This window comes from Pseudomonas sp. PSB11 (assembly GCF_014596605.1).
Classification (GTDB): domain Bacteria; phylum Pseudomonadota; class Gammaproteobacteria; order Pseudomonadales; family Pseudomonadaceae; genus Aquipseudomonas; species Aquipseudomonas umsongensis.
This window is the reverse complement of the sequence record NZ_NOIO01000026.1, coordinates 56,146-75,218: the sequence shown is the minus strand read 5'-3', so window position 1 is coordinate 75,218 and position 19,073 is coordinate 56,146. Positions and strand designations below refer to the sequence as shown.

Below are 19,073 nucleotides of genomic sequence, written 5' to 3'. Positions count from 1 at the left end.
TAGAGGGATACGACAGTGCCACGTTCTCTGAAAAAAGGTCCTTTTATCGATCTTCACCTACTGAAGAAGATCGAAGTGGCGGCGGAAAAGAACGATCGCAAACCGGTGAAAACCTGGTCGCGTCGTTCGATGATCCTGCCACAAATGGTCGGTTTGACCATCGCAGTACACAACGGTCGTCAGCACGTCCCAGTTCTCGTGAACGAAGACATGGTCGGCCACAAACTGGGCGAGTTCGCCGGTACCCGCACTTATCGCGGGCACGTGGCAGACAAGAAAGCCAAGCGTTAAGGGGTTAGGAAATGGAAGTAGCCGCTAAGTTGTCGGGCGCTCGAATCTCCGCCCAGAAAGCCCGCTTGGTCGCCGACCAGATCCGCGGGAAGAAGGTGGGCGAAGCGCTCAACCTGTTGGCTTTCAGCAGTAAGAAAGCCGCCGAGATCATGAAGAAAGTGCTGGAGTCGGCCGTAGCCAACGCCGAGCATAACGAAGGCGCAGACGTTGATGACCTGAAGGTCAGCACCGTTTTCGTCAACGAAGGGCGTTCGCTGAAGCGCATCATGCCACGTGCCAAAGGCCGTGCTGATCGCATCGTCAAGCGGTCTTGCCATATCACTGTCAAGGTTGCTGACAAGTAACGGAGTCGAAGAGATGGGTCAGAAAGTACATCCCATTGGCATTCGCCTGGGAATCGTCAAGGAGCACACCTCCGTCTGGTACGCAGACGGTCGGACTTATGCGGACTATTTGCTCGCAGATCTGAAGGTGCGTGAGTATCTCCAAGACAAACTAAAAAGCGCGTCCGTAAGCCGTATCGATATCCATCGTCCGGCTCAAACTGCACGCATCACCATCCACACCGCTCGTCCAGGTATCGTTATCGGGAAGAAAGGTGAAGATGTTGAGAAACTGCGTCAGGACCTGACCAAGCAAATGGGTGTGCCTGTGCACATCAATATCGAAGAGATCCGCAAGCCGGAGCTCGACGGTATGCTGGTTGCGCAGAGCGTAGCTCAGCAGCTGGAGCGTCGCGTAATGTTCCGTCGCGCTATGAAGCGCGCTGTACAGAACGCCATGCGCATTGGTGCCAAAGGCATCAAAATCCAAGTGAGCGGTCGTCTCGGCGGTGCTGAAATCGCACGTACTGAATGGTATCGCGAAGGTCGTGTGCCATTGCACACCCTGCGTGCCGACATCGACTATGCCAACTACGAAGCTCACACCACCTACGGTGTGATCGGTGTAAAGGTTTGGATCTTCAAAGGCGAAGTAATTGGTGGTCGCCAAGAAGAACTGAAACCACAAGCACCAGCGCCTCGTAAAAAAGCTGCTAAGTAAGGGGTACGCCAAATGTTGCAACCAAAGCGTACGAAGTTCCGCAAGCAAATGACTGGTCACAACCGTGGCCTGGCATTGCGCGGTAGCAAAGTCAGCTTCGGCGAGTTCGCGCTGAAGTCTGTAGCTCGTGGTCGTCTCACCGCTCGTCAGATCGAGTCAGCGCGTCGTGCTCTGACCCGTCACGTAAAACGTGGTGGCAAGATCTGGATCCGTGTATTCCCGGACAAGCCGATCTCCAAAAAACCTCTCGAGGTTCGGATGGGTAAAGGTAAGGGTAACGTGGAATACTGGGTTGCCCAGATTCAGCCAGGCAAAGTCCTGTATGAAATCGAGGGTGTTTCTGAAGAGCTGGCGCGTGAGGCTTTCGCCCTGGCTGCTGCAAAGCTGCCGCTCGCCACCTCCTTTGTTAAACGGACGGTGATGTGATGAAAGCGAATGAACTTCGTGAAAAATCCGCACAGCAGCTGAACGAGCAACTGCTCGGCTTGCTGCGCGACCAGTTCAATCTGCGTATGCAGAAAGCAACTGGCCAGTTGGGGCAGTCTCATCTGCTCTCGCAAGTTAAGCGTGACATCGCTCGCGTGAAGACTGTGCTCAACCAGCAGGCAGGTAAGTAATCATGGCTGAAGCCGAAAAAACTGTCCGTACGCTGACTGGCCGTGTTGTCAGCGACAAGATGGACAAAACCATCACCGTTCTGATCGAGCGTCGCGTTAAGCACCCGATCTACGGTAAATACGTTAAGCGTTCGACTAAGCTGCACGCGCACGACGAAACCAATCAGTGCCACATCGGCGACAAAGTCACTATTCGTGAAACTCGTCCTTTGGCCAAGACCAAGTCTTGGGCGCTGGTTGATGTTCTCGAACGCGCTGTGGAAGTCTAAGGACTAGGGGTCGGAGAAATTATATGATTCAGACTCAATCCATGCTCGATGTGGCCGATAACAGCGGCGCTCGCCGCGTTATGTGCATCAAGGTGCTGGGTGGCTCCCATCGTCGTTACGCTGGTATCGGTGACATCATCAAAGTTACCGTGAAGGAAGCAATTCCTCGCGGTAAAGTGAAAAAAGGCCAAGTGATGACTGCTGTTGTAGTCCGCACTCGTCACGGCGTACGTCGTGCTGATGGCTCCATTATCCGCTTTGATGGCAACGCTGCTGTTCTTCTGAACAACAAGCAAGAGCCGATCGGCACCCGTATCTTTGGGCCAGTGACCCGTGAACTTCGTACTGAGAAGTTCATGAAGATCGTCTCGCTCGCCCCAGAAGTGCTGTAAGGAGATCCGACATGCAAAAGATTCGTCGTGACGACGAGATCATCGTGATCGCCGGCAAAGACAAAGGTAAGCGCGGTAAGGTGCTGAAGGTTCTTGCTGACAACCGTCTGGTTGTTGGTGGTCTGAACCTGGTCAAGCGTCATACCAAGCCTAACCCGATGTCGGGCGTACAAGGCGGTATCGTCGAGAAAGAAGCGCCACTGCACGCTTCTAACGTCGCCATCTTCAACGGCGAAACCAACAAGGCTGACCGCGTTGGTTTCAAAGTAGAAGACGGTAAGAAAATTCGTGTCTTCAAGTCGACCCAAAAAGCGGTTGATGCTTGAACACTGCTAGGTAGAAGACCATGGCACGACTAAAAGAGATTTACCGGAAGGAAATCGCTCCGAAACTTAAGGAAGAACTTAAGCTTTCGAACGTGATGGAAGTTCCGCGCGTTACCAAAATCACCCTGAACATGGGTCTGGGCGAAGCGATCGGCGACAAAAAAGTCATCGAGCACGCTGTAGCTGACCTGGAAAAGATCACCGGCCAGAAAGTCGTTGTGACCTACGCTCGCAAATCCATCGCTGGCTTTAAAGTCCGTGAAGGTTGGCCGATCGGCGTCAAAGTGACCCTGCGCCGTGAGCGTATGTACGAGTTCCTGGATCGTCTGCTGTCGATCTCCCTGCCTCGGGTTCGCGACTTCCGCGGCCTGAATGCCAAGTCCTTCGATGGTCGTGGCAACTACAGCATGGGCGTGAAAGAGCAGATCATCTTCCCGGAAATCGACTACGACAAGATCGATGCTCTCCGCGGTCTGGACATCACCCTGACCACCACTGCCAAGAACGATGATGAAGGCCGCGCTCTGCTGCGTGCGTTCAAATTCCCGTTCCGCAACTGATTGGAGTAGGACCATGGCCAAGATGAGCATGAAAAACCGCGAGCTGAAGCGTCAGCTCACGGTTGCCAAGTACGCCAAGAAGCGTGCAGCACTGAAAGCTATCATCGTTGATCTGAACGCAAGTCCAGAAGCGCGTTGGGAAGCTACAGTTGCCCTGCAGAAGCAGCCACGTGACGCAAGCGCTTCGCGCATGCGTAACCGCTGCCGCCTGACCGGTCGTCCACACGGCGTTTACCGCAAGTTCGGCCTCGGCCGTAACAAACTGCGTGAAGCGGCAATGCGTGGTGACGTACCAGGTCTGGTTAAAGCCAGCTGGTAAGTACTGTCAAAGTCTCGGTGCAAGGGTTCGCAAGAACCTGACCACCGGTGGCCTTGAATCTGGATCAAGCCCCTTTTGGGGCTTGATTCATTTCTGGGGTGTGTCTAGAATACCCGGCTCGCCTGAGCCCGTGTTTTTTATACCCGGAGATTCTCGGCGACACGTAGTAGCCGCAAGGCTAATTTTTCTGTATTAGGAGCGTCTAGCCCATGAGTATGCAGGACCCGTTAGCGGACATGCTAACTCGAATCCGTAATGCCCAGATGGCTGAAAAGTCCGTCGTAAGCATGCCATCTTCCACGTTGAAGGTAGCTGTTGCCAAAGTCCTGAAGGACGAAGGTTACATCGCGGGTTATCAGATCAGCAGCGAAACAAAACCACTGCTGTCTATCGAGCTGAAATACTTCGAAGGCCGTCCGGTTATCGAAGAAGTGAAGCGCGTTAGCCGTCCAGGCCTGCGTCAGTACAAGTCCGTCGATGATCTGCCAAAAGTTCGTGGCGGTCTCGGTGTGTCTATCGTCTCCACCAACAAGGGTGTGATGACTGATCGTGCTGCGCGCGCTGCCGGTGTCGGCGGCGAAGTTCTTTGCACTGTGTTCTAAGGGGGGATAAGCATGTCTCGCGTCGCTAAGAACCCCGTTAAGCTGCCAGCCGGCGTCGAAGTAAAATTCGCAGGCCAACAGCTTTCGGTGAAGGGTGCCAAGGGCACTCTCGAACTGAACATCCATTCGTCCGTTGAGATCGTTGAAGAAGCTGGTGAGCTGCGTTTCGCTGCTCGCAATGGCGATCAACAAACTCGCGCAATGGCTGGTACCACTCGTGCGTTGGTAAACAACATGGTCCAAGGCGTAAGCCAAGGCTTCGAGCGCAAGCTCCAGCTGGTCGGTGTTGGTTACAAAGCGCAAGCAAAAGGCACAGTGCTGAACCTGGCTCTTGGCTTCTCGCACCCAGTGGATTATGAACTGCCGGAAGGCATCACCGCTGAGACTCCTAGCCAGACCGATATCCTGATCAAGGGCATCGATAAGCAGCTGGTAGGTCAAGTGGCCGCCGAGATCCGCGACTTCCGTCCACCAGAGCCGTACAAAGGCAAAGGTGTGCGCTACGCGGACGAAGTCGTCCGTCGTAAAGAAGCCAAGAAGAAGTAGGGCATAGCAAATGACCGACAAAAAAGTTACTCGACTGCGTCGCGCTCGCAAAGCACGCCTGAAAATGCACGAACTCGAAGTCGTGCGTCTCTGCGTGTTCCGCTCGTCGCAGCACATCTACGCCCAGGTCATTTCGGCCGACGGCAACAAAGTCCTGGCAAGCGCCTCGACTTTGGATAAAGAACTGCGTGATGGCGCCACTGGCAACATCGACGCGGCCACTAAGGTTGGCCAGCTGGTCGCTACGCGTGCTAAGGCCGCTGGCGTCTCGCAGGTGGCTTTCGACCGCTCTGGCTTCAAGTACCACGGCCGCGTTAAAGCGCTGGCTGATGCTGCTCGTGAAGCTGGGCTGGAGTTCTAAGTTATGTCAAATAACGACCAAAAGCGCGACGAAGGCTACATCGAGAAGCTGGTTCAAGTTAACCGCGTAGCCAAAACCGTTAAAGGCGGCCGTATCTTCACTTTCACCGCGTTGACCGTGGTAGGTGATGGTAAAGGGCGTGTTGGCTTCGGCCGTGGCAAGTCGCGTGAAGTGCCTGCTGCGATCCAGAAGGCAATGGAAGCTGCTCGCCGCAACATGATCCAGGTTGATCTGAACGGCACCACCCTGCAGTACGCAATGAAGTCCGCCCACGGCGCTTCGAAGGTGTACATGCAGCCTGCTTCTGAAGGTACCGGTATCATCGCTGGCGGCGCAATGCGTGCCGTTCTCGAAGTTGCTGGCGTTCAGAACGTTCTGGCCAAGTGCTATGGCTCGACTAACCCGGTAAACGTGGTTCACGCCACTTTCAAGGGTTTGAAAGCAATGCAGTCTCCTGAATCCATTGCCGCCAAGCGTGGCAAAAGCGTCAAGGAGATCTTCTGATCATGGCTACCGTTAAAGTTACGCTGATCAAAAGCATGACCGGCCGCATCCCTAACCACAAACTGTGCGTTAAGGGTCTGGGTCTGCGTCGCATCGGTCACACTGTAGAAGTCCAGGATACTCCCGAGAATCGCGGGATGATCAACAAGGCTTACTACATGCTGCGTGTCGAGGGTTAATCGATGAAACTCAATGATCTGAGTCCAGCGCCGGGTTCCCGTCGCGAAAAGCATCGTCCGGGCCGTGGTATCGGTAGTGGTTTGGGTAAGACTGGTGGCCGTGGTCACAAAGGTCAGACTTCCCGCTCCGGTGGCACCATTGCTCCAGGCTTTGAAGGCGGTCAACAGCCGCTGCATCGTCGCCTGCCGAAGTTCGGTTTCGTTTCCCTGAAAGCCATGGACCGCGCAGAAGTGCGTCTGTCCGAGCTGGCTAAAGTGGAAGGCGACATCGTCACCGTGCAGTCCCTGAAAGATGCCAACGTGATCAACGTCAACGTACAGCGTGTGAAAATCATGCTGTCCGGTGAAGTGACTCGCGCTGTCACTATCGGCAAGGGAATCGGCGCCACCAAAGGTGCGCGTGCGGCTATCGAAGCAGCTGGCGGCAAGTTCGAGGAATAAATGGCTAAGCAAGGTGCTCTCTCTGCGCTCGGCAAAGGCGGTATGTCTGAACTCTGGGCTCGTCTGCGTTTTCTGTTCCTGGCGATTATCGTCTACCGAATAGGCGCACACATCCCGGTTCCAGGTATCAACCCGGACCGACTCGCGGACCTGTTTCGACAGAATGAGGGGACCATTCTTAGCTTGTTCAACATGTTTTCCGGCGGCGCGCTGGAGCGGATGAGCATTTTTGCACTGGGGATCATGCCGTACATCTCGGCATCGATCATCATGCAACTGATGACCGCCGTCAGCCCGCAGCTGGAACAGTTGAAGAAGGAAGGTGAAGCTGGCCGTCGCAAGATCAGCCAGTACACCCGCTACGGCACTGTCGTCCTCGCTCTCGTCCAGGCCATTGGCATGTCCATTGGTCTGGCGGGGCAGGGCGTTGCGTTCACTGGTGACTTTGGCTTCCATTTCGTCGCGGTATCCACTTTTGTGGCTGGTGCGATGTTCATGATGTGGCTGGGTGAGCAGATTACTGAGCGTGGTGTTGGCAACGGTATCTCGATGTTGATTTTTTCGGGTATCGTCGCCGGTCTTCCGAGAGCGATCGGGCAGTCTTTCGAGTCTGCGCGTCAGGGTGATATCAACATCTTCGCCTTGGTTGCCATCGGTTTGCTGGCAGTAGCGATTATCGGTTTCGTGGTGTTCATTGAGCGTGGTCAGCGTCGTATTGCTGTTCACTACGCCAAGCGTCAGCAAGGCCGTAAGGTTTTCGCTGCGCAGACCAGCCACTTGCCGCTGAAGGTGAACATGGCCGGTGTTATCCCGGCTATTTTCGCGAGCAGCATTTTGCTGTTCCCGGCTTCGTTGGGTGCCTGGTTCGGTCAGTCTGAAGGTATGGGCTGGTTGCAGGACATCTCGCAGTCGATCGCTCCTGGTCAGCCGTTGAATATTCTGCTGTTTAGTGCAGGGATTATTTTCTTCTGCTTCTTCTATACGGCGTTGATGTTCAATCCGAAAGACGTAGCGGAAAACCTGAAGAAGTCCGGTGCCTTTATTCCGGGCATCCGTCCAGGTGAGCAGTCTGCGCGCTACATTGATGGCGTTCTGACTCGCTTGACCATGTTCGGTGCTCTTTACATGACGGCCGTGTGCCTGTTGCCCCAGTTCCTGGTGGTTGCAGCCAACGTTCCGTTCTACCTTGGCGGGACCTCGTTGCTGATCGTCGTCGTGGTTGTGATGGACTTCATGTCCCAAGTACAATCGCACCTCGTTTCGCACCAGTACGAATCCCTGATGAAGAAAGCCAACCTGAAGGGTTACGGCAGCGGCATGCTGCGCTGACCCATAAGGTTCGAGGAGTTGGTGATGAAAGTTCGTGCATCGGTGAAAAAGCTGTGCCGTAACTGCAAGATTATTCGCCGCGAAGGTGTTGTTCGAGTAATTTGCAGCGCGGAACCGCGTCACAAACAGCGCCAAGGCTGAGTGTGATTGTGCTTCAAGCCCGGCAGCTAGTGCGCTGCCGGGTTGATTATTTGTTATTACAGCGATATTATCTCGCGCCCTATTTCTTGGCTTCCGGGGCGTAGGTAGCTGTCAATTGGAGTCCCACTGAATGGCCCGTATTGCAGGCGTTAACATTCCAGATAACAAGCATACTGTTATCTCGCTGACCTACATCTATGGTGTTGGTCGCACTACTGCACAGAAAATTTGTGCAGAGACTGGGGTAAACCCAGCCGCAAAGATCAAGGATCTGAGCGACGAGCAGATTGAACAGCTGCGTGGCGAAGTGGCGAAGTTCACCACTGAAGGTGACCTGCGTCGCGAAATCAACATGAAAATCAAGCGCTTGATGGACCTCGGTTGCTATCGCGGTCTGCGTCATCGTCGTGGTCTTCCAGTACGCGGTCAGCGTACCAAGACCAACGCGCGTACCCGTAAAGGTCCGCGTAAGCCGATCCGCAAGTAATCGCCCCAGCGAATCGACAGGAAAATTATCATGGCAAAACCTGCTGCTCGTCCTCGTAAAAAAGTTAAAAAGACAGTGGTTGATGGCATCGCCCACATCCATGCTTCTTTTAACAACACCATCGTGACCATTACCGACCGTCAAGGTAACGCTCTTTCCTGGGCTACCTCCGGTGGTTCGGGTTTCCGCGGTTCCCGCAAGTCCACCCCGTTTGCTGCTCAAGTAGCTGCTGAACGTGCTGGTCAAGCTGCGCTGGAATACGGCCTGAAAAACCTCGACGTAAACGTCAAAGGTCCAGGTCCAGGTCGTGAATCCGCAGTCCGCGCTTTGAACGGCTGTGGCTACAAGATCGCCAGCATCACCGACGTGACGCCTATCCCGCACAACGGGTGCCGTCCGCCGAAGAAGCGCCGCGTGTAATCCAGGAGATTGTAAAGAATGGCTCGTTACATTGGTCCAAAATGCAAACTCGCTCGTCGCGAAGGCACCGATCTCTTCCTGAAGAGCGGCGTGCGCGCGATCGAATCGAAGTGCAACATTGAAGCAGCACCTGGTATCCACGGCCAACGCCGCGGTCGCCAGTCCGATTACGGCACCCAACTGCGTGAAAAGCAGAAGGTCCGTCGTATCTACGGCGTTCTCGAGCGTCAATTCAGCGGCTACTACAAAGAAGCTGCTGGCAAGAAAGGTGCAACCGGTGAAAACCTGCTGCAACTGCTCGAATGCCGTCTGGACAACGTTGTATACCGTATGGGCTTTGGTTCGACTCGTGCCGAATCCCGTCAGCTGGTATCGCACAAGTCGATCAGCGTAAACGGTCAGACCGTTAACGTTCCGTCCTACCAGGTTCGTGCTGGTGACGTGGTTGCTGTTCGCGAGAAAGCAAAAAACCAACTTCGCATTGTCCAAGCTCTCGATCTGTGTGCCCAACGTGGCCGCGTAGAATGGGTAGAAGTAGACACTGAGAAGAAGTCGGGCGTTTTCAAGAACGTTCCAGCTCGCAGTGATCTGTCCGCCGACATCAACGAAAGCCTGATTGTCGAGCTCTACTCCAAGTAAGGGCTAGAAAATAGGTGCATCCATGCAGATTTCGGTAAATGAGTTCCTGACACCCCGCCACATTGATGTGCAGGTTGTCAGTCCAACCCGCGCCAAGATCACGCTCGAGCCTCTCGAGCGTGGCTTTGGCCACACCCTGGGCAACGCGCTGCGCCGCATCCTGTTGTCCTCAATGCCCGGCTGTGCAGTAGTCGAGGCCGAGATTGACGGTGTGCTCCACGAGTACAGCGCCATCGAAGGTGTACAGGAAGACGTAATTGAAATCCTGTTGAACCTTAAAGGTCTGGCTATCAAGCTGCACGGCCGTGACGAAGTTACGCTGACCTTGTCGAAGAAGGGTTCGGGGGTGGTTACCGCTGCCGATATTCAGCTGGATCATGATGTCGAGATCGTTAATCCCGATCACGTAATCGCTAACCTGGCGTCTAACGGCGCCCTGAACATGAAGCTCGTAGTAGCTCGTGGTCGTGGTTATGAACCGGCAGACTCGCGTCAGAGCGATGAAGACGAAAGCCGCAGCATCGGTCGCTTGCAGCTTGACTCTTCGTTCAGCCCGGTTCGCCGCATCGCATACGTGGTGGAAAACGCCCGTGTCGAACAGCGTACTAACCTGGACAAGCTGGTTATTGATCTGGAAACCAACGGTACCCTGGATCCTGAAGAGGCTATCCGTCGTGCTGCAACCATCCTGCAACAGCAGTTGGCTGCGTTCGTCGACCTCAAGGGTGACAGTGAGCCAGTGGTTGTCGAGCAGGAAGACGAGATCGATCCGATCCTGCTTCGCCCGGTTGACGATCTGGAACTGACTGTACGTTCGGCTAACTGCCTTAAGGCGGAAAACATCTACTACATCGGCGACCTGATTCAGCGTACCGAAGTAGAGCTGTTGAAGACTCCGAACCTGGGCAAGAAATCCTTGACTGAAATCAAGGACGTTCTGGCCTCCCGCGGTCTGTCCCTCGGCATGCGCCTCGACAACTGGCCGCCTGCAAGTCTTAAGAAGGACGACAAGGCGACTGCCTGATCGTCGTAATCACCGAACGTAGTGTTTGGTAAGGAATGAACCATGCGTCATCGTAAAAGTGGTCGTCACCTGAGCCGCACCAGCTCGCACCGCAAGGCCATGTTCCAAAACATGGCGGTGTCGCTGTTCGAGCACGAGCTGATCAAAACTACTCTGCCAAAAGCTAAAGAACTGCGCCGCGTTGCCGAGCCGCTGATCACTTTGGCCAAGACAGATAGCGTTGCTAACCGCCGTTTGGCTTTCGACCGTACTCGTTCGAAAGCTATCGTTGGTAAGCTCTTCAACGACCTGGGCAAGCGTTACGCTACCCGTGAGGGTGGCTACCTGCGCATCCTCAAGTGCGGTTTCCGCGCTGGCGACAACGCGCCTATGGCGTACGTCGAGTTGGTTGATCGTGCTACTGCTGGCGAAGCTGTATCCGCCGAGTAAGACGTCAGTCTGAAACAAAAAACCGGGCCTAGTGCCCGGTTTTTTGTGCCTGAAAGTAAAGCGCGCTGCGTACAAGCTTTTAACCGCTTCAAGTGGTCATCATGGGTCGGGGATGATCATTAGTAATTTTCTATCGATGTCTGCAGGTTAATGAATTTGTAGGCGTCACATTGATGATCAATACTCCCTCTCAGCCGATTAGCCGGCAGTTCAAGACTGACAGAGAAAGGAAGATCACATGAGCCAAAACAACACGCTTACAACTGCCAGTGGCGCTCCTGTCGCCGACAACCAGAATTCCCGCTCCGCCGGCCCTCGCGGCCCATTGCTGCTCGACGACTTCCACCTGCTCGAAAAGCTCGCCCACTTCAACCGTGAAAATATCCCGGAGCGTCGTGTCCACGCGAAGGGATCAGGTGCTTACGGTACATTTACCGTCACCCGCGATATCACCCAATACTCCAGCGCCAAGCTATTTGAGGCTGTCGGTAAGCAAACGCCAACCTTCCTGCGATTCTCCACTGTCGGTGGTGAACGCGGTTCGGCGGACACCGAACGTGATCCTCGTGGCTTCGCGCTGAAGTTCTATACCGAAGAAGGCAACTGGGACATTGTTGGCAACAACACGCCGGTATTCTTCATTCGCGACCCACTCAAGTTCCCGGACTTTATCCACACTCAAAAGCGACTGCCACAAAGCAACCTCAAAAGTGCACAGGCGATGTGGGACTTCTGGTCGCACTCTCCGGAGGCGTTGCACCAGGTCACCATTCTGTTCTCCGACCGAGGCATTCCCGACGGCTATCGTCACATGCACGGCTTCGGCAGCCACACTTACAGCCTGATCAACGCCACGGGTGAGCGTCATTGGGTGAAGTGGCACTACAAGACCCAGCAAGGCATCAAGAATCTTGCGCCAGCAGAGGCGGCGCGGCTGGCAGGTATCGATCCGGATTACGCCCAGCGCGACTTGTTCGAAGCGATCGAGCGAGGCGATTTCCCGAAATGGCGCGTGTGCATTCAGATCATGACCGAGGCCCAGGCTTGCGCGCACTATGAGAATCCGTTCGACGTGACTAAAACCTGGTCTCAGAAGGAGTTCCCGTTGATCGAAGTCGGTGAGTTGGAGCTCAATCGAAATCCATTGAATTACTTCGCCGAGGTCGAGCAAGCCGCGTTTGGCCCAAGCAACATGGTGCCCGGTGTAGGTCTGTCGCCAGATCGCATGCTGCAAGGTCGGGTATTCGCTTACGCTGATGCGCACCGCTACCGTATCGGCACCAATCACCAGCAGTTGCCAGTGAATGCGCCGCGCAGTCCGGTGAACACCTATCAGCGCGATGGCGCGATGGCGTTTGGCAGCAATGGTGGTGCGGCGCCAAACTACGAGCCCAATAGCTATATCGAGTCGCCAAAGCAGGCGCCCCGTTATGCTGAACCTGCATTGGCATTAAGCGGCGCAGCTGATCGTCACGATCATCGCAAAGACACCGACTATTACAGTCACGCCGGTGCACTGTACCGATTGATGAATGACGAACAGAAAGCGTTGCTGGTCCACAACATTGCGGGAGCAATGGCGGGTGTCTCAAGCGACGTCGTCGACCGTCAACTGCAGCATTTCTTCAAGGCCGATCCGGCGTATGGAGAAGCAATTGCAACGCTGCTCAATGTACAGCTTAACGAAGTCTAAATGAGAAGCAGAACCGCCCTTATTAGGGCGGTTTTTGCGTTATTTAAGCTGCTTTTCTCAGAATATCTTCGCTTTTATTGCGTGCGGTGAGTGACGTTGTGGTCATGTTGGTTCAAACTACAGACTTTCAAGCAGGGAGATGTAGGGCGATGCAAGGCCACCCAGACGTTATCGATTACCTCAACACGTTGCTGACCGGCGAACTGGCCGCGCGTGATCAATATTTCGTCCACTCGCGGATGTATGAGGACTGGGGTTTCACCAAGCTCTACGAACGAATCAACCACGAGATGGAAGAAGAAGCAGGGCACGCTGATGCACTGATGCGCCGGATTCTGATGCTCGAAGGCACGCCGCGCATGCGCCCGGACGATCTGGATGTCGGCACCACGGTTACAGAAATGCTCGAAGCGGACTTGCGCCTGGAATACAAGGTTCGGGCCGCGCTGTGCAAGGGCATCAAGCTCTGCGAGCAGCACAAGGACTATGTCAGCCGTGAAATGCTGCGGGTCCAACTGCATGACACCGAAGAAGATCACACTTACTGGCTTGAAAAGCAGCTCGGCCTGATCAAGTTGATCGGTCTTGAGAATTACCTGCAATCGCACACCTGATTGCGGCGAATACAAAAAAGCCCCTGTCACCGATGAAGTGACAGGGGCTTTTTCGTCGGGGCGCAGTTAAGCCCTGTCACGCTCCAGCAGGGGCTTGAGGTAATAACCGGTATGGGATTGTTTCATCTCTGAAACCTCTTCCGGCGTGCCAACGGCAATGATCTGCCCGCCCTTGGATCCGCCCTCCGGGCCCAGGTCCACCAGCCAGTCGGCGGTCTTGATGACGTCTAGGTTGTGCTCGATCACCACCACCGTATTGCCGTGGTCGCGCAGACGGTGCAACACATCCAGCAGTTGCTGGATGTCCGCAAAGTGCAGCCCGGTAGTTGGCTCGTCGAGGATGTACAGGGTCTTGCCAGTGTCACGCTTGGACAGTTCGCGCGACAGTTTGACCCGCTGGGCCTCACCACCGGACAGTGTGGTCGCCGATTGTCCCAGCTTGATGTACGACAAGCCGACGTCCATCAGAGTTTGCAGTTTGCGCGCCAAAGCCGGCACCGCATCGAAGAACTCCCGGGCCTCCTCGATGGTCATCTCGAGGGTTTCATGAATGCTCTTGCCCTTGTATTTAATCTCAAGGGTTTCGCGGTTGTAGCGCTTGCTCTTGCACACATCGCAGGGCACATAGATGTCCGGCAGGAAGTGCATTTCCACCTTGATCAGGCCATCACCCTGACAAGCCTCGCAGCGTCCGCCCTTCACGTTGAAGGAGAAGCGCCCGGGGCCATAACCGCGTGATCGCGACTCCGGTACGCCGGCAAAAAGCTCACGAATCGGTGTGAACAGGCCGGTGTAGGTGGCCGGGTTGGAGCGTGGCGTACGACCGATGGGACTCTGGTCGATGTCGACGACCTTATCCAGATGCTCCAGCCCCTTGATGCTGTCGTGAGCAGCCGCTTCCAGGGTGGTTGCACCGTTGAGCGCCGTGGCACTCAACGGAAAGAGCGTGTTGTTGATCAGTGTCGACTTGCCTGAGCCGGACACGCCGGTCACGCAGGTCAGCAGGCCGATGGGAATATCCAGGTCGACGTTGCGCAGGTTGTTGCCACGGGCGCCCTTGAGCGTCAGCGACAGCTTCTTGTTGCGCGGCGTACGCTTGGCCGGCACCGCGATCTTCACGCGGCCCGACAGGTACTTGCCGGTCAGGGAGTCGGGATGCGCCATCACCTCGGCCGGCGTACCCTCAGCGACGATGTGCCCGCCGTGAACCCCCGCACCAGGGCCGATATCCACCACATAGTCGGCCAGGCGAATCGCGTCTTCATCGTGCTCTACCACGATCACCGTATTGCCGATGTCCCGCAGGTGTTTCAGCGTGCCGAGCAACCGGTCGTTATCACGCTGGTGCAGACCGATCGAGGGTTCGTCGAGGATGTACAGGACACCGACCAGCCCGGCGCCGATCTGGCTGGCCAGGCGGATACGCTGGGCCTCACCACCGGACAAGGTGTCTGCGCTGCGATCCAGCGACAGATAATCGAGGCCGACGTTGACCAGGAACTGCAGGCGTTCGCGAATTTCCTTGAGGATCTTGTCGGCGATCTCGCCACGGCGGCCAGTCAGCTTCATCCCTTCGAAATAGTCGCAGGCATCACCGATTGGCAGGTTGGTCACCGCTGGCAGGGTTTTCTCGCCGACCCATACATGCCGCGCTTCGCGACGCAGACGGGTGCCGCGGCAATCAGGGCAGGACTGGGTGCTGAGGAACTTGGCCAGTTCCTCGCGTACCGAGGCCGACTCGGTTTCACGGTAGCGACGTTCCAGGTTTGGCACGATGCCTTCGAACGGGTGCGAGCGCTTGACGATATCGCCCCGGTCATTCAGGTATTTGAAATCGACGTTTTGCGAACCGCTGCCGTGCAGGATGCTCTTCTGCTGCTCGGCGGGCAGTTCGTTGAACGGCACTTCCAGACTGAACTTGTAGTGGGAGGCCAGCGAGCCAAGCATCTGGAAGTAATAGACGTTGCGCCGGTCCCAACCGCGAATCGCGCCTTCGGCCAGGGTCAACTCACCATTAACCAGGCGCTTGATGTCGAAGAACTGCTTGACCCCCAGGCCGTCACAGGTCGGGCAGGCACCGGCCGGGTTGTTGAAGGAAAACAGCTTGGGCTCGAGTTCACTGATGGCATGCCCGCAAATCGGGCAGGCGAAGCGCGCGGAGAAGATCATCTCTTCACCCGGCTCGTCGTCCATCGGCGCCACCAGGGCGATGCCGTCTGCCAGTTTCAGCGCGGTCTCGAAGGATTCGGCCAGGCGCTGTTGCAGATCGGCGCGGACCTTGAAGCGGTCGACGACGACATCAATGGTGTGTTTTTTCTGTTTATCGAGCTTCGGTGCTTCGTCCAGCTCATACAACTTGCCGTTGATCCGGGCACGGACGAAACCTTGTGCGCGCAGTTCCTCGAAGACTGAAAGGTGCTCACCTTTGCGCTCGCGAATGACCGGGGCCAACAGCATGAGCTTGCGGCCCTCAGGTTCGGCAAGGACCAGGTCGACCATCTGGCTGACGGTCTGCGCTTCCAGGGGAATGTCGTGGTCCGGGCAGCGTGGAATGCCGACGCGCGCATAGAGCAGGCGCAGGTAGTCGTAGATTTCGGTGATGGTGCCCACGGTCGAACGCGGGTTGTGCGAGGTCGACTTCTGTTCGATGGAAATCGCCGGCGACAGGCCTTCGATGGTGTCGACGTCAGGCTTTTCCATCATCGACAGGAACTGCCGGGCATAGGCCGACAGCGACTCGACATAGCGGCGCTGACCTTCGGCGTACAACGTGTCGAAAGCCAGGGACGACTTGCCCGAGCCGGACAGGCCGGTGATGACGATCAGCTTGTCCCGTGGCAGGGTCAGGTCGATGTTCTTCAGGTTGTGGGTTCGAGCCCCACGAATCAGGATCTTGTCCAAGGTGGCCTCGCTCGGCGGGCGTCGAAAACGTAGGAGTATACGGCCAAATACTGGATGGATGCACACTATCGAATATTGCAATGGCTGCCTTACATGAAAGCTCTGTCATCTACACGCGGCAAAGCGTCGCGATATACCCAGCCAATCGATGGGACTGGTAGAATCGCCGCCGGTTCACATGAGGTTTTTCCATGCACGATCCCCACAGCGAGCGCATGAGTGGTAGCGAGACCCGCGCGGCAAGCGGTCTGGCCCTGGTGTTCGCCTTCCGTATGCTCGGCATGTTCATGGTGTTGCCGGTATTGGCGACCTATGGCATGGACCTGGCAGGAGCGACCCCGGCCCTCATCGGGCTGGCGATTGGCGCTTATGGCCTGACCCAGGCGATTTTCCAGATTCCCTTCGGTTTCATTTCCGACCGCATCGGCCGCCGCCCGGTGATTTACCTGGGGCTGATCGTCTTCGCGCTTGGCAGCGTCCTGGCGGCCAACGCCGACTCGATCTGGGGGGTGATCGCCGGTCGCATCCTGCAAGGTGCCGGGGCGATTTCCGCCGCGGTGATGGCTTTGCTATCAGACCTGACCCGCGAACAACACCGGACAAAGGCCATGGCGATGATCGGCATGACGATCGGCTTGTCGTTTGCTGTCGCCATGGTAGTAGGACCGTTGCTGACCCGTGCTTTCGGGCTGTCCGGACTGTTCCTTGCCACAGGTGGCATGGCGCTGGTTGGCATCGTGATCGTGATGTTCATGGTGCCGCGCTCCACGGGCCCGTTGCAGCACCGTGAATCCGGTGTCGCGCGCCAGGCGCTGATACCGACGCTCAAGCACCCGGACCTGCTGCGCCTGGATCTTGGTATCTTCGTGTTGCACGCAATGCTGATGTCGAGTTTCGTCGCCTTGCCCCTGGCGCTCGTCGAAAAAGCCGGGCTGCCAAAGGAGCAGCATTGGTGGGTGTACCTGACCGCGCTGCTGATTTCCTTCTTCGCCATGATCCCGTTCATCATCTACGGCGAGAAGAGACGCAAAATGAAACGTGTTTTACTCGGCGCCGTCGTGACGCTGATGCTCACTGAGCTATTCTTCTGGCAGTTCGGCGACAGCTTGCGGGCTCTGGTGATTGGTACCGTGGTGTTTTTCACCGCCTTCAATCTGCTGGAAGCTTCGTTGCCGTCGCTGATCAGCAAGGTTTCACCGGCGGGCGGCAAGGGCACTGCGATGGGGGTCTACTCCACCAGTCAGTTCCTTGGCTCGGCACTGGGCGGCATACTCGGCGGCTGGTTGTTCCAGCATGGCGGTCTGTCGGTTGTGTTCCTTGGATGCGCTGGTCTGGCTGCCCTCTGGCTGGCCTTTGCTGTTACCATGCGTGAACCTCCCTACGTGACAAGCCTGCGCTTGCCATTGTCGCCCGAGGCGATCCGCGAAGCGGGGCTGGTTGAGCGCCTGAAGGCTGTCGTAGGGGTAACAGATGCAGTGATAGTCGCAGACGAAGCGGCGATTTACATCAAATTGGACACCGAACTATTGGATCGCACCACCCTTGAAAGCCTGGTGAACAACCCGGCCGGGGCAGCGTGCGTAGCCTAGGAGAACGTAATGGCCCGTGGGGTTAACAAAGTCATATTGGTCGGCACTTGCGGCCAGGATCCTGAAGTTCGTTACCTGCCGAATGGCAACGCCGTGACCAACCTGAGTCTGGCAACCAGCGAACAGTGGACCGATAAGCAAACCGGTCAGAAAGTCGAAAAAACCGAATGGCACCGCGTGTCGATGTTTGGCAAGGTCGCGGAAATTGCCGGCGAATACCTGCGTAAAGGCTCGCAGGTCTACATCGAAGGCAAGCTGCAGACCCGCGAGTGGGAAAAAGACGGTATCAAGCGTTACACCACTGAAATCGTGGTCGACATGCAAGGCACCATGCAACTGCTGGGCGGTCGCCCTCAACAGGGTGACCAACAAGGCCAGGGCGGCGGTAACTACCAGCAATCCGCTCCGCGCCAGCAGGCTCCGCGTCCACAGCAGTCGGCACCGCAACAGTCGCGTCCGGCTCCTCAGCAGGCCGCGCCGCAGCCAGCTCCGGACTTCGACAGCTTTGATGACGATATTCCGTTCTAAGCAATAGCTTAGATCGAATCAAAGCCCGGCACTCCCTTCAGGATGCCGGGCTTTTTGTTACCCGCAGTTTTCGATTCCTCTGTAGGAGCTGCCGCAGGCTGCGATCTTGTTTTAAAAGATCAAAAGATCGCAGCCTGCGGCAGCGCCTACAGAAAGCCGCATTGCGCGGCAAGGCGGTTTTTTTTGGTTAACGGTTGGCGGCGAGGAATTCGTCGGTGGACACCACCTTGGCGTAGGCAAAACCCAATGCCGACATGAACGCGGCATGCACGTGGGCTGCTGGAACGGTCAGTCCGTTGAACTCCAGGTCACGGGAGGCACAGGCATCGTGGATCACCGTGACGCTGTAGCCGAGGTCGTTGGCGGCGCGGGTGATGCCGTCGATACACATGTGGCTCATGCTGCCGACCACCACCAGCTCCTTGATGCCTTGCTCGTCGAGAATGCTCTGCAGTTCGGTGTCACGGAACGAGTTGACGAAGTGCTTGAGCACCACCGGCTCATTGCCCTGGTTGAGGACTTTCGGGTGCAGTTTCGCACCATCGGAGCCCGGGGTGAAAAACGGTGCTTGTGCGGAGGTGAATTCGTGGCGGATGTGCACCACCGAATCACCGGCCTCACGAAAGGCCTTGAGCAGACGAACAGCGTTGTCTGCGGCGGCATCGGCGCCGACCAACGGCCACTTGCCCTGGGGGAAGTAGTCTTTTTGGATATCGACTACGATGAGTGCTTGCTTGGCCATGACGGTTTCCTCGAAGTGCGGTTTGGGTGTGGAATGAAGTATTGACCCTGACAGACCGTCCGGGGATTGGCCGCACCGACAATAGA

29 protein-coding genes are annotated in these 19,073 nt (G+C 56.3%); 27 read left to right on the top strand and 2 right to left on the bottom strand.

Annotated features, from left to right (window positions below; translation table 11 throughout):
* Window positions 1–15 precede the first annotated feature (15 nt).
* The 25 genes from rpsS to bfr all read left to right on the top strand — a co-directional run bounded on the left by rpsS (window position 16) and on the right by bfr (window position 13,227).
* Window positions 16–291, top strand: coding sequence for a 30S ribosomal protein S19 (gene rpsS / locus CGA21_RS24140; protein ID WP_002555486.1), 276 nt, complete (start codon window positions 16–18; stop codon window positions 289–291).
* 11 nt (window positions 292–302) lie between these two features.
* Window positions 303–635 (top strand): 50S ribosomal protein L22, encoded by a 333-nt coding sequence (rplV, locus tag CGA21_RS24135; protein WP_003103908.1) that lies wholly within the window; start codon window positions 303–305, stop codon window positions 633–635.
* A 13-nt stretch (window positions 636–648) separates the two neighbouring features.
* Window positions 649–1,335 carry a 30S ribosomal protein S3 gene (gene rpsC / locus CGA21_RS24130; protein ID WP_008065719.1) on the top strand — a complete coding sequence of 229 codons (687 nt, stop codon included), beginning with the start codon at window positions 649–651 and terminating at the stop codon, window positions 1,333–1,335.
* Window positions 1,336–1,347: 12 nt separating this feature from the next.
* Window positions 1,348–1,761 (top strand): 50S ribosomal protein L16, encoded by a 414-nt coding sequence (gene rplP, locus CGA21_RS24125; RefSeq protein WP_003228729.1) that lies wholly within the window; start codon window positions 1,348–1,350, stop codon window positions 1,759–1,761.
* Window positions 1,761–1,952 (top strand): 50S ribosomal protein L29, encoded by a 192-nt coding sequence (gene rpmC, locus CGA21_RS24120; RefSeq protein WP_002555481.1) that lies wholly within the window; start codon window positions 1,761–1,763, stop codon window positions 1,950–1,952. The genes rplP and rpmC overlap by 1 nt, the downstream gene beginning before the upstream one ends.
* A 2-nt stretch (window positions 1,953–1,954) precedes the next feature.
* The gene (rpsQ, locus tag CGA21_RS24115; protein WP_003176419.1) at window positions 1,955–2,221 is read left to right on the top strand and encodes a 30S ribosomal protein S17; all 267 of its coding nucleotides are present in this window, start codon (window positions 1,955–1,957) and stop codon (window positions 2,219–2,221) included.
* A 23-nt stretch (window positions 2,222–2,244) separates the two neighbouring features.
* Entirely contained in the window at window positions 2,245–2,613 is a 369-nt protein-coding gene (gene rplN / locus CGA21_RS24110) for a 50S ribosomal protein L14 (RefSeq protein ID WP_002555479.1), read from the top strand.
* A gap of 11 nt (window positions 2,614–2,624) precedes the next feature.
* Window positions 2,625–2,939 carry a 50S ribosomal protein L24 gene (rplX, locus tag CGA21_RS24105; RefSeq protein ID WP_003186046.1) on the top strand — a complete coding sequence of 105 codons (315 nt, stop codon included), beginning with the start codon at window positions 2,625–2,627 and terminating at the stop codon, window positions 2,937–2,939.
* 20 nt (window positions 2,940–2,959) lie between these two features.
* Complete coding sequence (gene rplE / locus CGA21_RS24100) at window positions 2,960–3,499, top strand: 50S ribosomal protein L5 (RefSeq protein WP_003210069.1); 540 nt, start codon at window positions 2,960–2,962, stop codon at window positions 3,497–3,499.
* A gap of 13 nt (window positions 3,500–3,512) precedes the next feature.
* A complete protein-coding gene (gene rpsN / locus CGA21_RS24095) occupies window positions 3,513–3,818 on the top strand; it encodes a 30S ribosomal protein S14 (RefSeq protein ID WP_003176414.1) in 306 nt (101 codons plus the stop codon).
* A 209-nt stretch (window positions 3,819–4,027) separates the two neighbouring features.
* Window positions 4,028–4,420, top strand: a complete 393-nt coding sequence (gene rpsH, locus CGA21_RS24090) for a 30S ribosomal protein S8 (protein WP_008065722.1) — start codon at window positions 4,028–4,030, stop codon at window positions 4,418–4,420.
* Window positions 4,421–4,432: 12 nt separating this feature from the next.
* Window positions 4,433–4,966, top strand: a complete 534-nt coding sequence (rplF, locus tag CGA21_RS24085) for a 50S ribosomal protein L6 (RefSeq protein ID WP_003176412.1) — start codon at window positions 4,433–4,435, stop codon at window positions 4,964–4,966.
* Between the two features lie 10 nt (window positions 4,967–4,976).
* Entirely contained in the window at window positions 4,977–5,327 is a 351-nt protein-coding gene (gene rplR, locus CGA21_RS24080) for a 50S ribosomal protein L18 (protein WP_003186037.1), read from the top strand.
* 3 nt (window positions 5,328–5,330) lie between these two features.
* The gene (gene rpsE, locus CGA21_RS24075) at window positions 5,331–5,831 is read left to right on the top strand and encodes a 30S ribosomal protein S5 (RefSeq protein ID WP_003186035.1); all 501 of its coding nucleotides are present in this window, start codon (window positions 5,331–5,333) and stop codon (window positions 5,829–5,831) included.
* A gap of 2 nt (window positions 5,832–5,833) precedes the next feature.
* On the top strand, window positions 5,834–6,010 hold the full coding sequence (rpmD, locus tag CGA21_RS24070; RefSeq protein WP_003176408.1) for a 50S ribosomal protein L30: 177 nt from the start codon (window positions 5,834–5,836) through the stop codon (window positions 6,008–6,010).
* A gap of 3 nt (window positions 6,011–6,013) precedes the next feature.
* Window positions 6,014–6,451 carry a 50S ribosomal protein L15 gene (gene rplO, locus CGA21_RS24065; RefSeq protein ID WP_003228720.1) on the top strand — a complete coding sequence of 146 codons (438 nt, stop codon included), beginning with the start codon at window positions 6,014–6,016 and terminating at the stop codon, window positions 6,449–6,451.
* A complete protein-coding gene (gene secY, locus CGA21_RS24060) occupies window positions 6,452–7,780 on the top strand; it encodes a preprotein translocase subunit SecY (protein ID WP_003228718.1) in 1,329 nt (442 codons plus the stop codon).
* Window positions 7,781–7,804: 24 nt separating this feature from the next.
* A complete protein-coding gene (gene rpmJ, locus CGA21_RS24055; protein ID WP_002555468.1) occupies window positions 7,805–7,921 on the top strand; it encodes a 50S ribosomal protein L36 in 117 nt (38 codons plus the stop codon).
* A 130-nt stretch (window positions 7,922–8,051) separates the two neighbouring features.
* Window positions 8,052–8,408 carry a 30S ribosomal protein S13 gene (gene rpsM / locus CGA21_RS24050; protein ID WP_009045849.1) on the top strand — a complete coding sequence of 119 codons (357 nt, stop codon included), beginning with the start codon at window positions 8,052–8,054 and terminating at the stop codon, window positions 8,406–8,408.
* Between the two features lie 30 nt (window positions 8,409–8,438).
* Window positions 8,439–8,828, top strand: a complete 390-nt coding sequence (gene rpsK / locus CGA21_RS24045) for a 30S ribosomal protein S11 (protein WP_002555466.1) — start codon at window positions 8,439–8,441, stop codon at window positions 8,826–8,828.
* Between the two features lie 18 nt (window positions 8,829–8,846).
* Window positions 8,847–9,467, top strand: a complete 621-nt coding sequence (gene rpsD / locus CGA21_RS24040) for a 30S ribosomal protein S4 (protein WP_003176404.1) — start codon at window positions 8,847–8,849, stop codon at window positions 9,465–9,467.
* 22 nt (window positions 9,468–9,489) lie between these two features.
* Window positions 9,490–10,491 carry a DNA-directed RNA polymerase subunit alpha gene (locus CGA21_RS24035; protein ID WP_007970428.1) on the top strand — a complete coding sequence of 334 codons (1,002 nt, stop codon included), beginning with the start codon at window positions 9,490–9,492 and terminating at the stop codon, window positions 10,489–10,491.
* Window positions 10,492–10,533: 42 nt separating this feature from the next.
* Entirely contained in the window at window positions 10,534–10,920 is a 387-nt protein-coding gene (gene rplQ / locus CGA21_RS24030; protein WP_007970429.1) for a 50S ribosomal protein L17, read from the top strand.
* A gap of 238 nt (window positions 10,921–11,158) precedes the next feature.
* A complete protein-coding gene (locus CGA21_RS24025) occupies window positions 11,159–12,613 on the top strand; it encodes a catalase (protein ID WP_110755007.1) in 1,455 nt (484 codons plus the stop codon).
* 149 nt (window positions 12,614–12,762) lie between these two features.
* Window positions 12,763–13,227 (top strand): bacterioferritin, encoded by a 465-nt coding sequence (gene bfr / locus CGA21_RS24020; RefSeq protein WP_008053867.1) that lies wholly within the window; start codon window positions 12,763–12,765, stop codon window positions 13,225–13,227.
* Between the two features lie 66 nt (window positions 13,228–13,293).
* Here the strand turns inward: bfr and uvrA are convergent, their stop codons facing one another.
* Window positions 13,294–16,128, bottom strand: coding sequence for an excinuclease ABC subunit UvrA (gene uvrA / locus CGA21_RS24015; protein WP_110755006.1), 2,835 nt, complete (start codon window positions 16,126–16,128; stop codon window positions 13,294–13,296).
* A 191-nt stretch (window positions 16,129–16,319) separates the two neighbouring features.
* On the opposite strand from uvrA, the gene CGA21_RS24010 reads away from it, so the two are divergent.
* Both CGA21_RS24010 and CGA21_RS24005 read left to right on the top strand, forming a co-directional pair.
* Window positions 16,320–17,717, top strand: a complete 1,398-nt coding sequence (locus CGA21_RS24010) for an MFS transporter (RefSeq protein WP_008065728.1) — start codon at window positions 16,320–16,322, stop codon at window positions 17,715–17,717.
* 9 nt (window positions 17,718–17,726) lie between these two features.
* On the top strand, window positions 17,727–18,245 hold the full coding sequence (locus tag CGA21_RS24005; RefSeq protein ID WP_008065729.1) for a single-stranded DNA-binding protein: 519 nt from the start codon (window positions 17,727–17,729) through the stop codon (window positions 18,243–18,245).
* A 187-nt stretch (window positions 18,246–18,432) separates the two neighbouring features.
* On the opposite strand, the gene CGA21_RS24000 is transcribed toward CGA21_RS24005, so the two are convergent.
* The gene (locus CGA21_RS24000) at window positions 18,433–18,987 is read right to left on the bottom strand and encodes a cysteine hydrolase family protein (RefSeq protein ID WP_110755005.1); all 555 of its coding nucleotides are present in this window, start codon (window positions 18,985–18,987) and stop codon (window positions 18,433–18,435) included.
* Between the last annotated feature and the right edge of the window lie 86 nt (window positions 18,988–19,073).

Coding starts and splice junctions, on each gene's coding strand:
- rplV (WP_003103908.1), top strand. CDS start 303: ATGGAAGTAGCCGCTAAGTTGTCGGGCGCTCGAATCTCCGCCCAGAAA.
- rpsC (WP_008065719.1), top strand. CDS start 649: ATGGGTCAGAAAGTACATCCCATTGGCATTCGCCTGGGAATCGTCAAG.
- rplP (WP_003228729.1), top strand. CDS start 1,348: ATGTTGCAACCAAAGCGTACGAAGTTCCGCAAGCAAATGACTGGTCAC.
- rpmC (WP_002555481.1), top strand. CDS start 1,761: ATGAAAGCGAATGAACTTCGTGAAAAATCCGCACAGCAGCTGAACGAG.
- rpsQ (WP_003176419.1), top strand. CDS start 1,955: ATGGCTGAAGCCGAAAAAACTGTCCGTACGCTGACTGGCCGTGTTGTC.
- rplN (WP_002555479.1), top strand. CDS start 2,245: ATGATTCAGACTCAATCCATGCTCGATGTGGCCGATAACAGCGGCGCT.
- rplX (WP_003186046.1), top strand. CDS start 2,625: ATGCAAAAGATTCGTCGTGACGACGAGATCATCGTGATCGCCGGCAAA.
- rplE (WP_003210069.1), top strand. CDS start 2,960: ATGGCACGACTAAAAGAGATTTACCGGAAGGAAATCGCTCCGAAACTT.
- rpsN (WP_003176414.1), top strand. CDS start 3,513: ATGGCCAAGATGAGCATGAAAAACCGCGAGCTGAAGCGTCAGCTCACG.
- rpsH (WP_008065722.1), top strand. CDS start 4,028: ATGAGTATGCAGGACCCGTTAGCGGACATGCTAACTCGAATCCGTAAT.
- rplF (WP_003176412.1), top strand. CDS start 4,433: ATGTCTCGCGTCGCTAAGAACCCCGTTAAGCTGCCAGCCGGCGTCGAA.
- rplR (WP_003186037.1), top strand. CDS start 4,977: ATGACCGACAAAAAAGTTACTCGACTGCGTCGCGCTCGCAAAGCACGC.
- rpsE (WP_003186035.1), top strand. CDS start 5,331: ATGTCAAATAACGACCAAAAGCGCGACGAAGGCTACATCGAGAAGCTG.
- rpmD (WP_003176408.1), top strand. CDS start 5,834: ATGGCTACCGTTAAAGTTACGCTGATCAAAAGCATGACCGGCCGCATC.
- rplO (WP_003228720.1), top strand. CDS start 6,014: ATGAAACTCAATGATCTGAGTCCAGCGCCGGGTTCCCGTCGCGAAAAG.
- secY (WP_003228718.1), top strand. CDS start 6,452: ATGGCTAAGCAAGGTGCTCTCTCTGCGCTCGGCAAAGGCGGTATGTCT.
- rpmJ (WP_002555468.1), top strand. CDS start 7,805: ATGAAAGTTCGTGCATCGGTGAAAAAGCTGTGCCGTAACTGCAAGATT.
- rpsM (WP_009045849.1), top strand. CDS start 8,052: ATGGCCCGTATTGCAGGCGTTAACATTCCAGATAACAAGCATACTGTT.
- rpsK (WP_002555466.1), top strand. CDS start 8,439: ATGGCAAAACCTGCTGCTCGTCCTCGTAAAAAAGTTAAAAAGACAGTG.
- rpsD (WP_003176404.1), top strand. CDS start 8,847: ATGGCTCGTTACATTGGTCCAAAATGCAAACTCGCTCGTCGCGAAGGC.
- CGA21_RS24035 (WP_007970428.1), top strand. CDS start 9,490: ATGCAGATTTCGGTAAATGAGTTCCTGACACCCCGCCACATTGATGTG.
- rplQ (WP_007970429.1), top strand. CDS start 10,534: ATGCGTCATCGTAAAAGTGGTCGTCACCTGAGCCGCACCAGCTCGCAC.
- CGA21_RS24025 (WP_110755007.1), top strand. CDS start 11,159: ATGAGCCAAAACAACACGCTTACAACTGCCAGTGGCGCTCCTGTCGCC.
- bfr (WP_008053867.1), top strand. CDS start 12,763: ATGCAAGGCCACCCAGACGTTATCGATTACCTCAACACGTTGCTGACC.
- CGA21_RS24010 (WP_008065728.1), top strand. CDS start 16,320: ATGCACGATCCCCACAGCGAGCGCATGAGTGGTAGCGAGACCCGCGCG.
- CGA21_RS24005 (WP_008065729.1), top strand. CDS start 17,727: ATGGCCCGTGGGGTTAACAAAGTCATATTGGTCGGCACTTGCGGCCAG.
- CGA21_RS24000 (WP_110755005.1), bottom strand. CDS start 18,987: ATGGCCAAGCAAGCACTCATCGTAGTCGATATCCAAAAAGACTACTTC.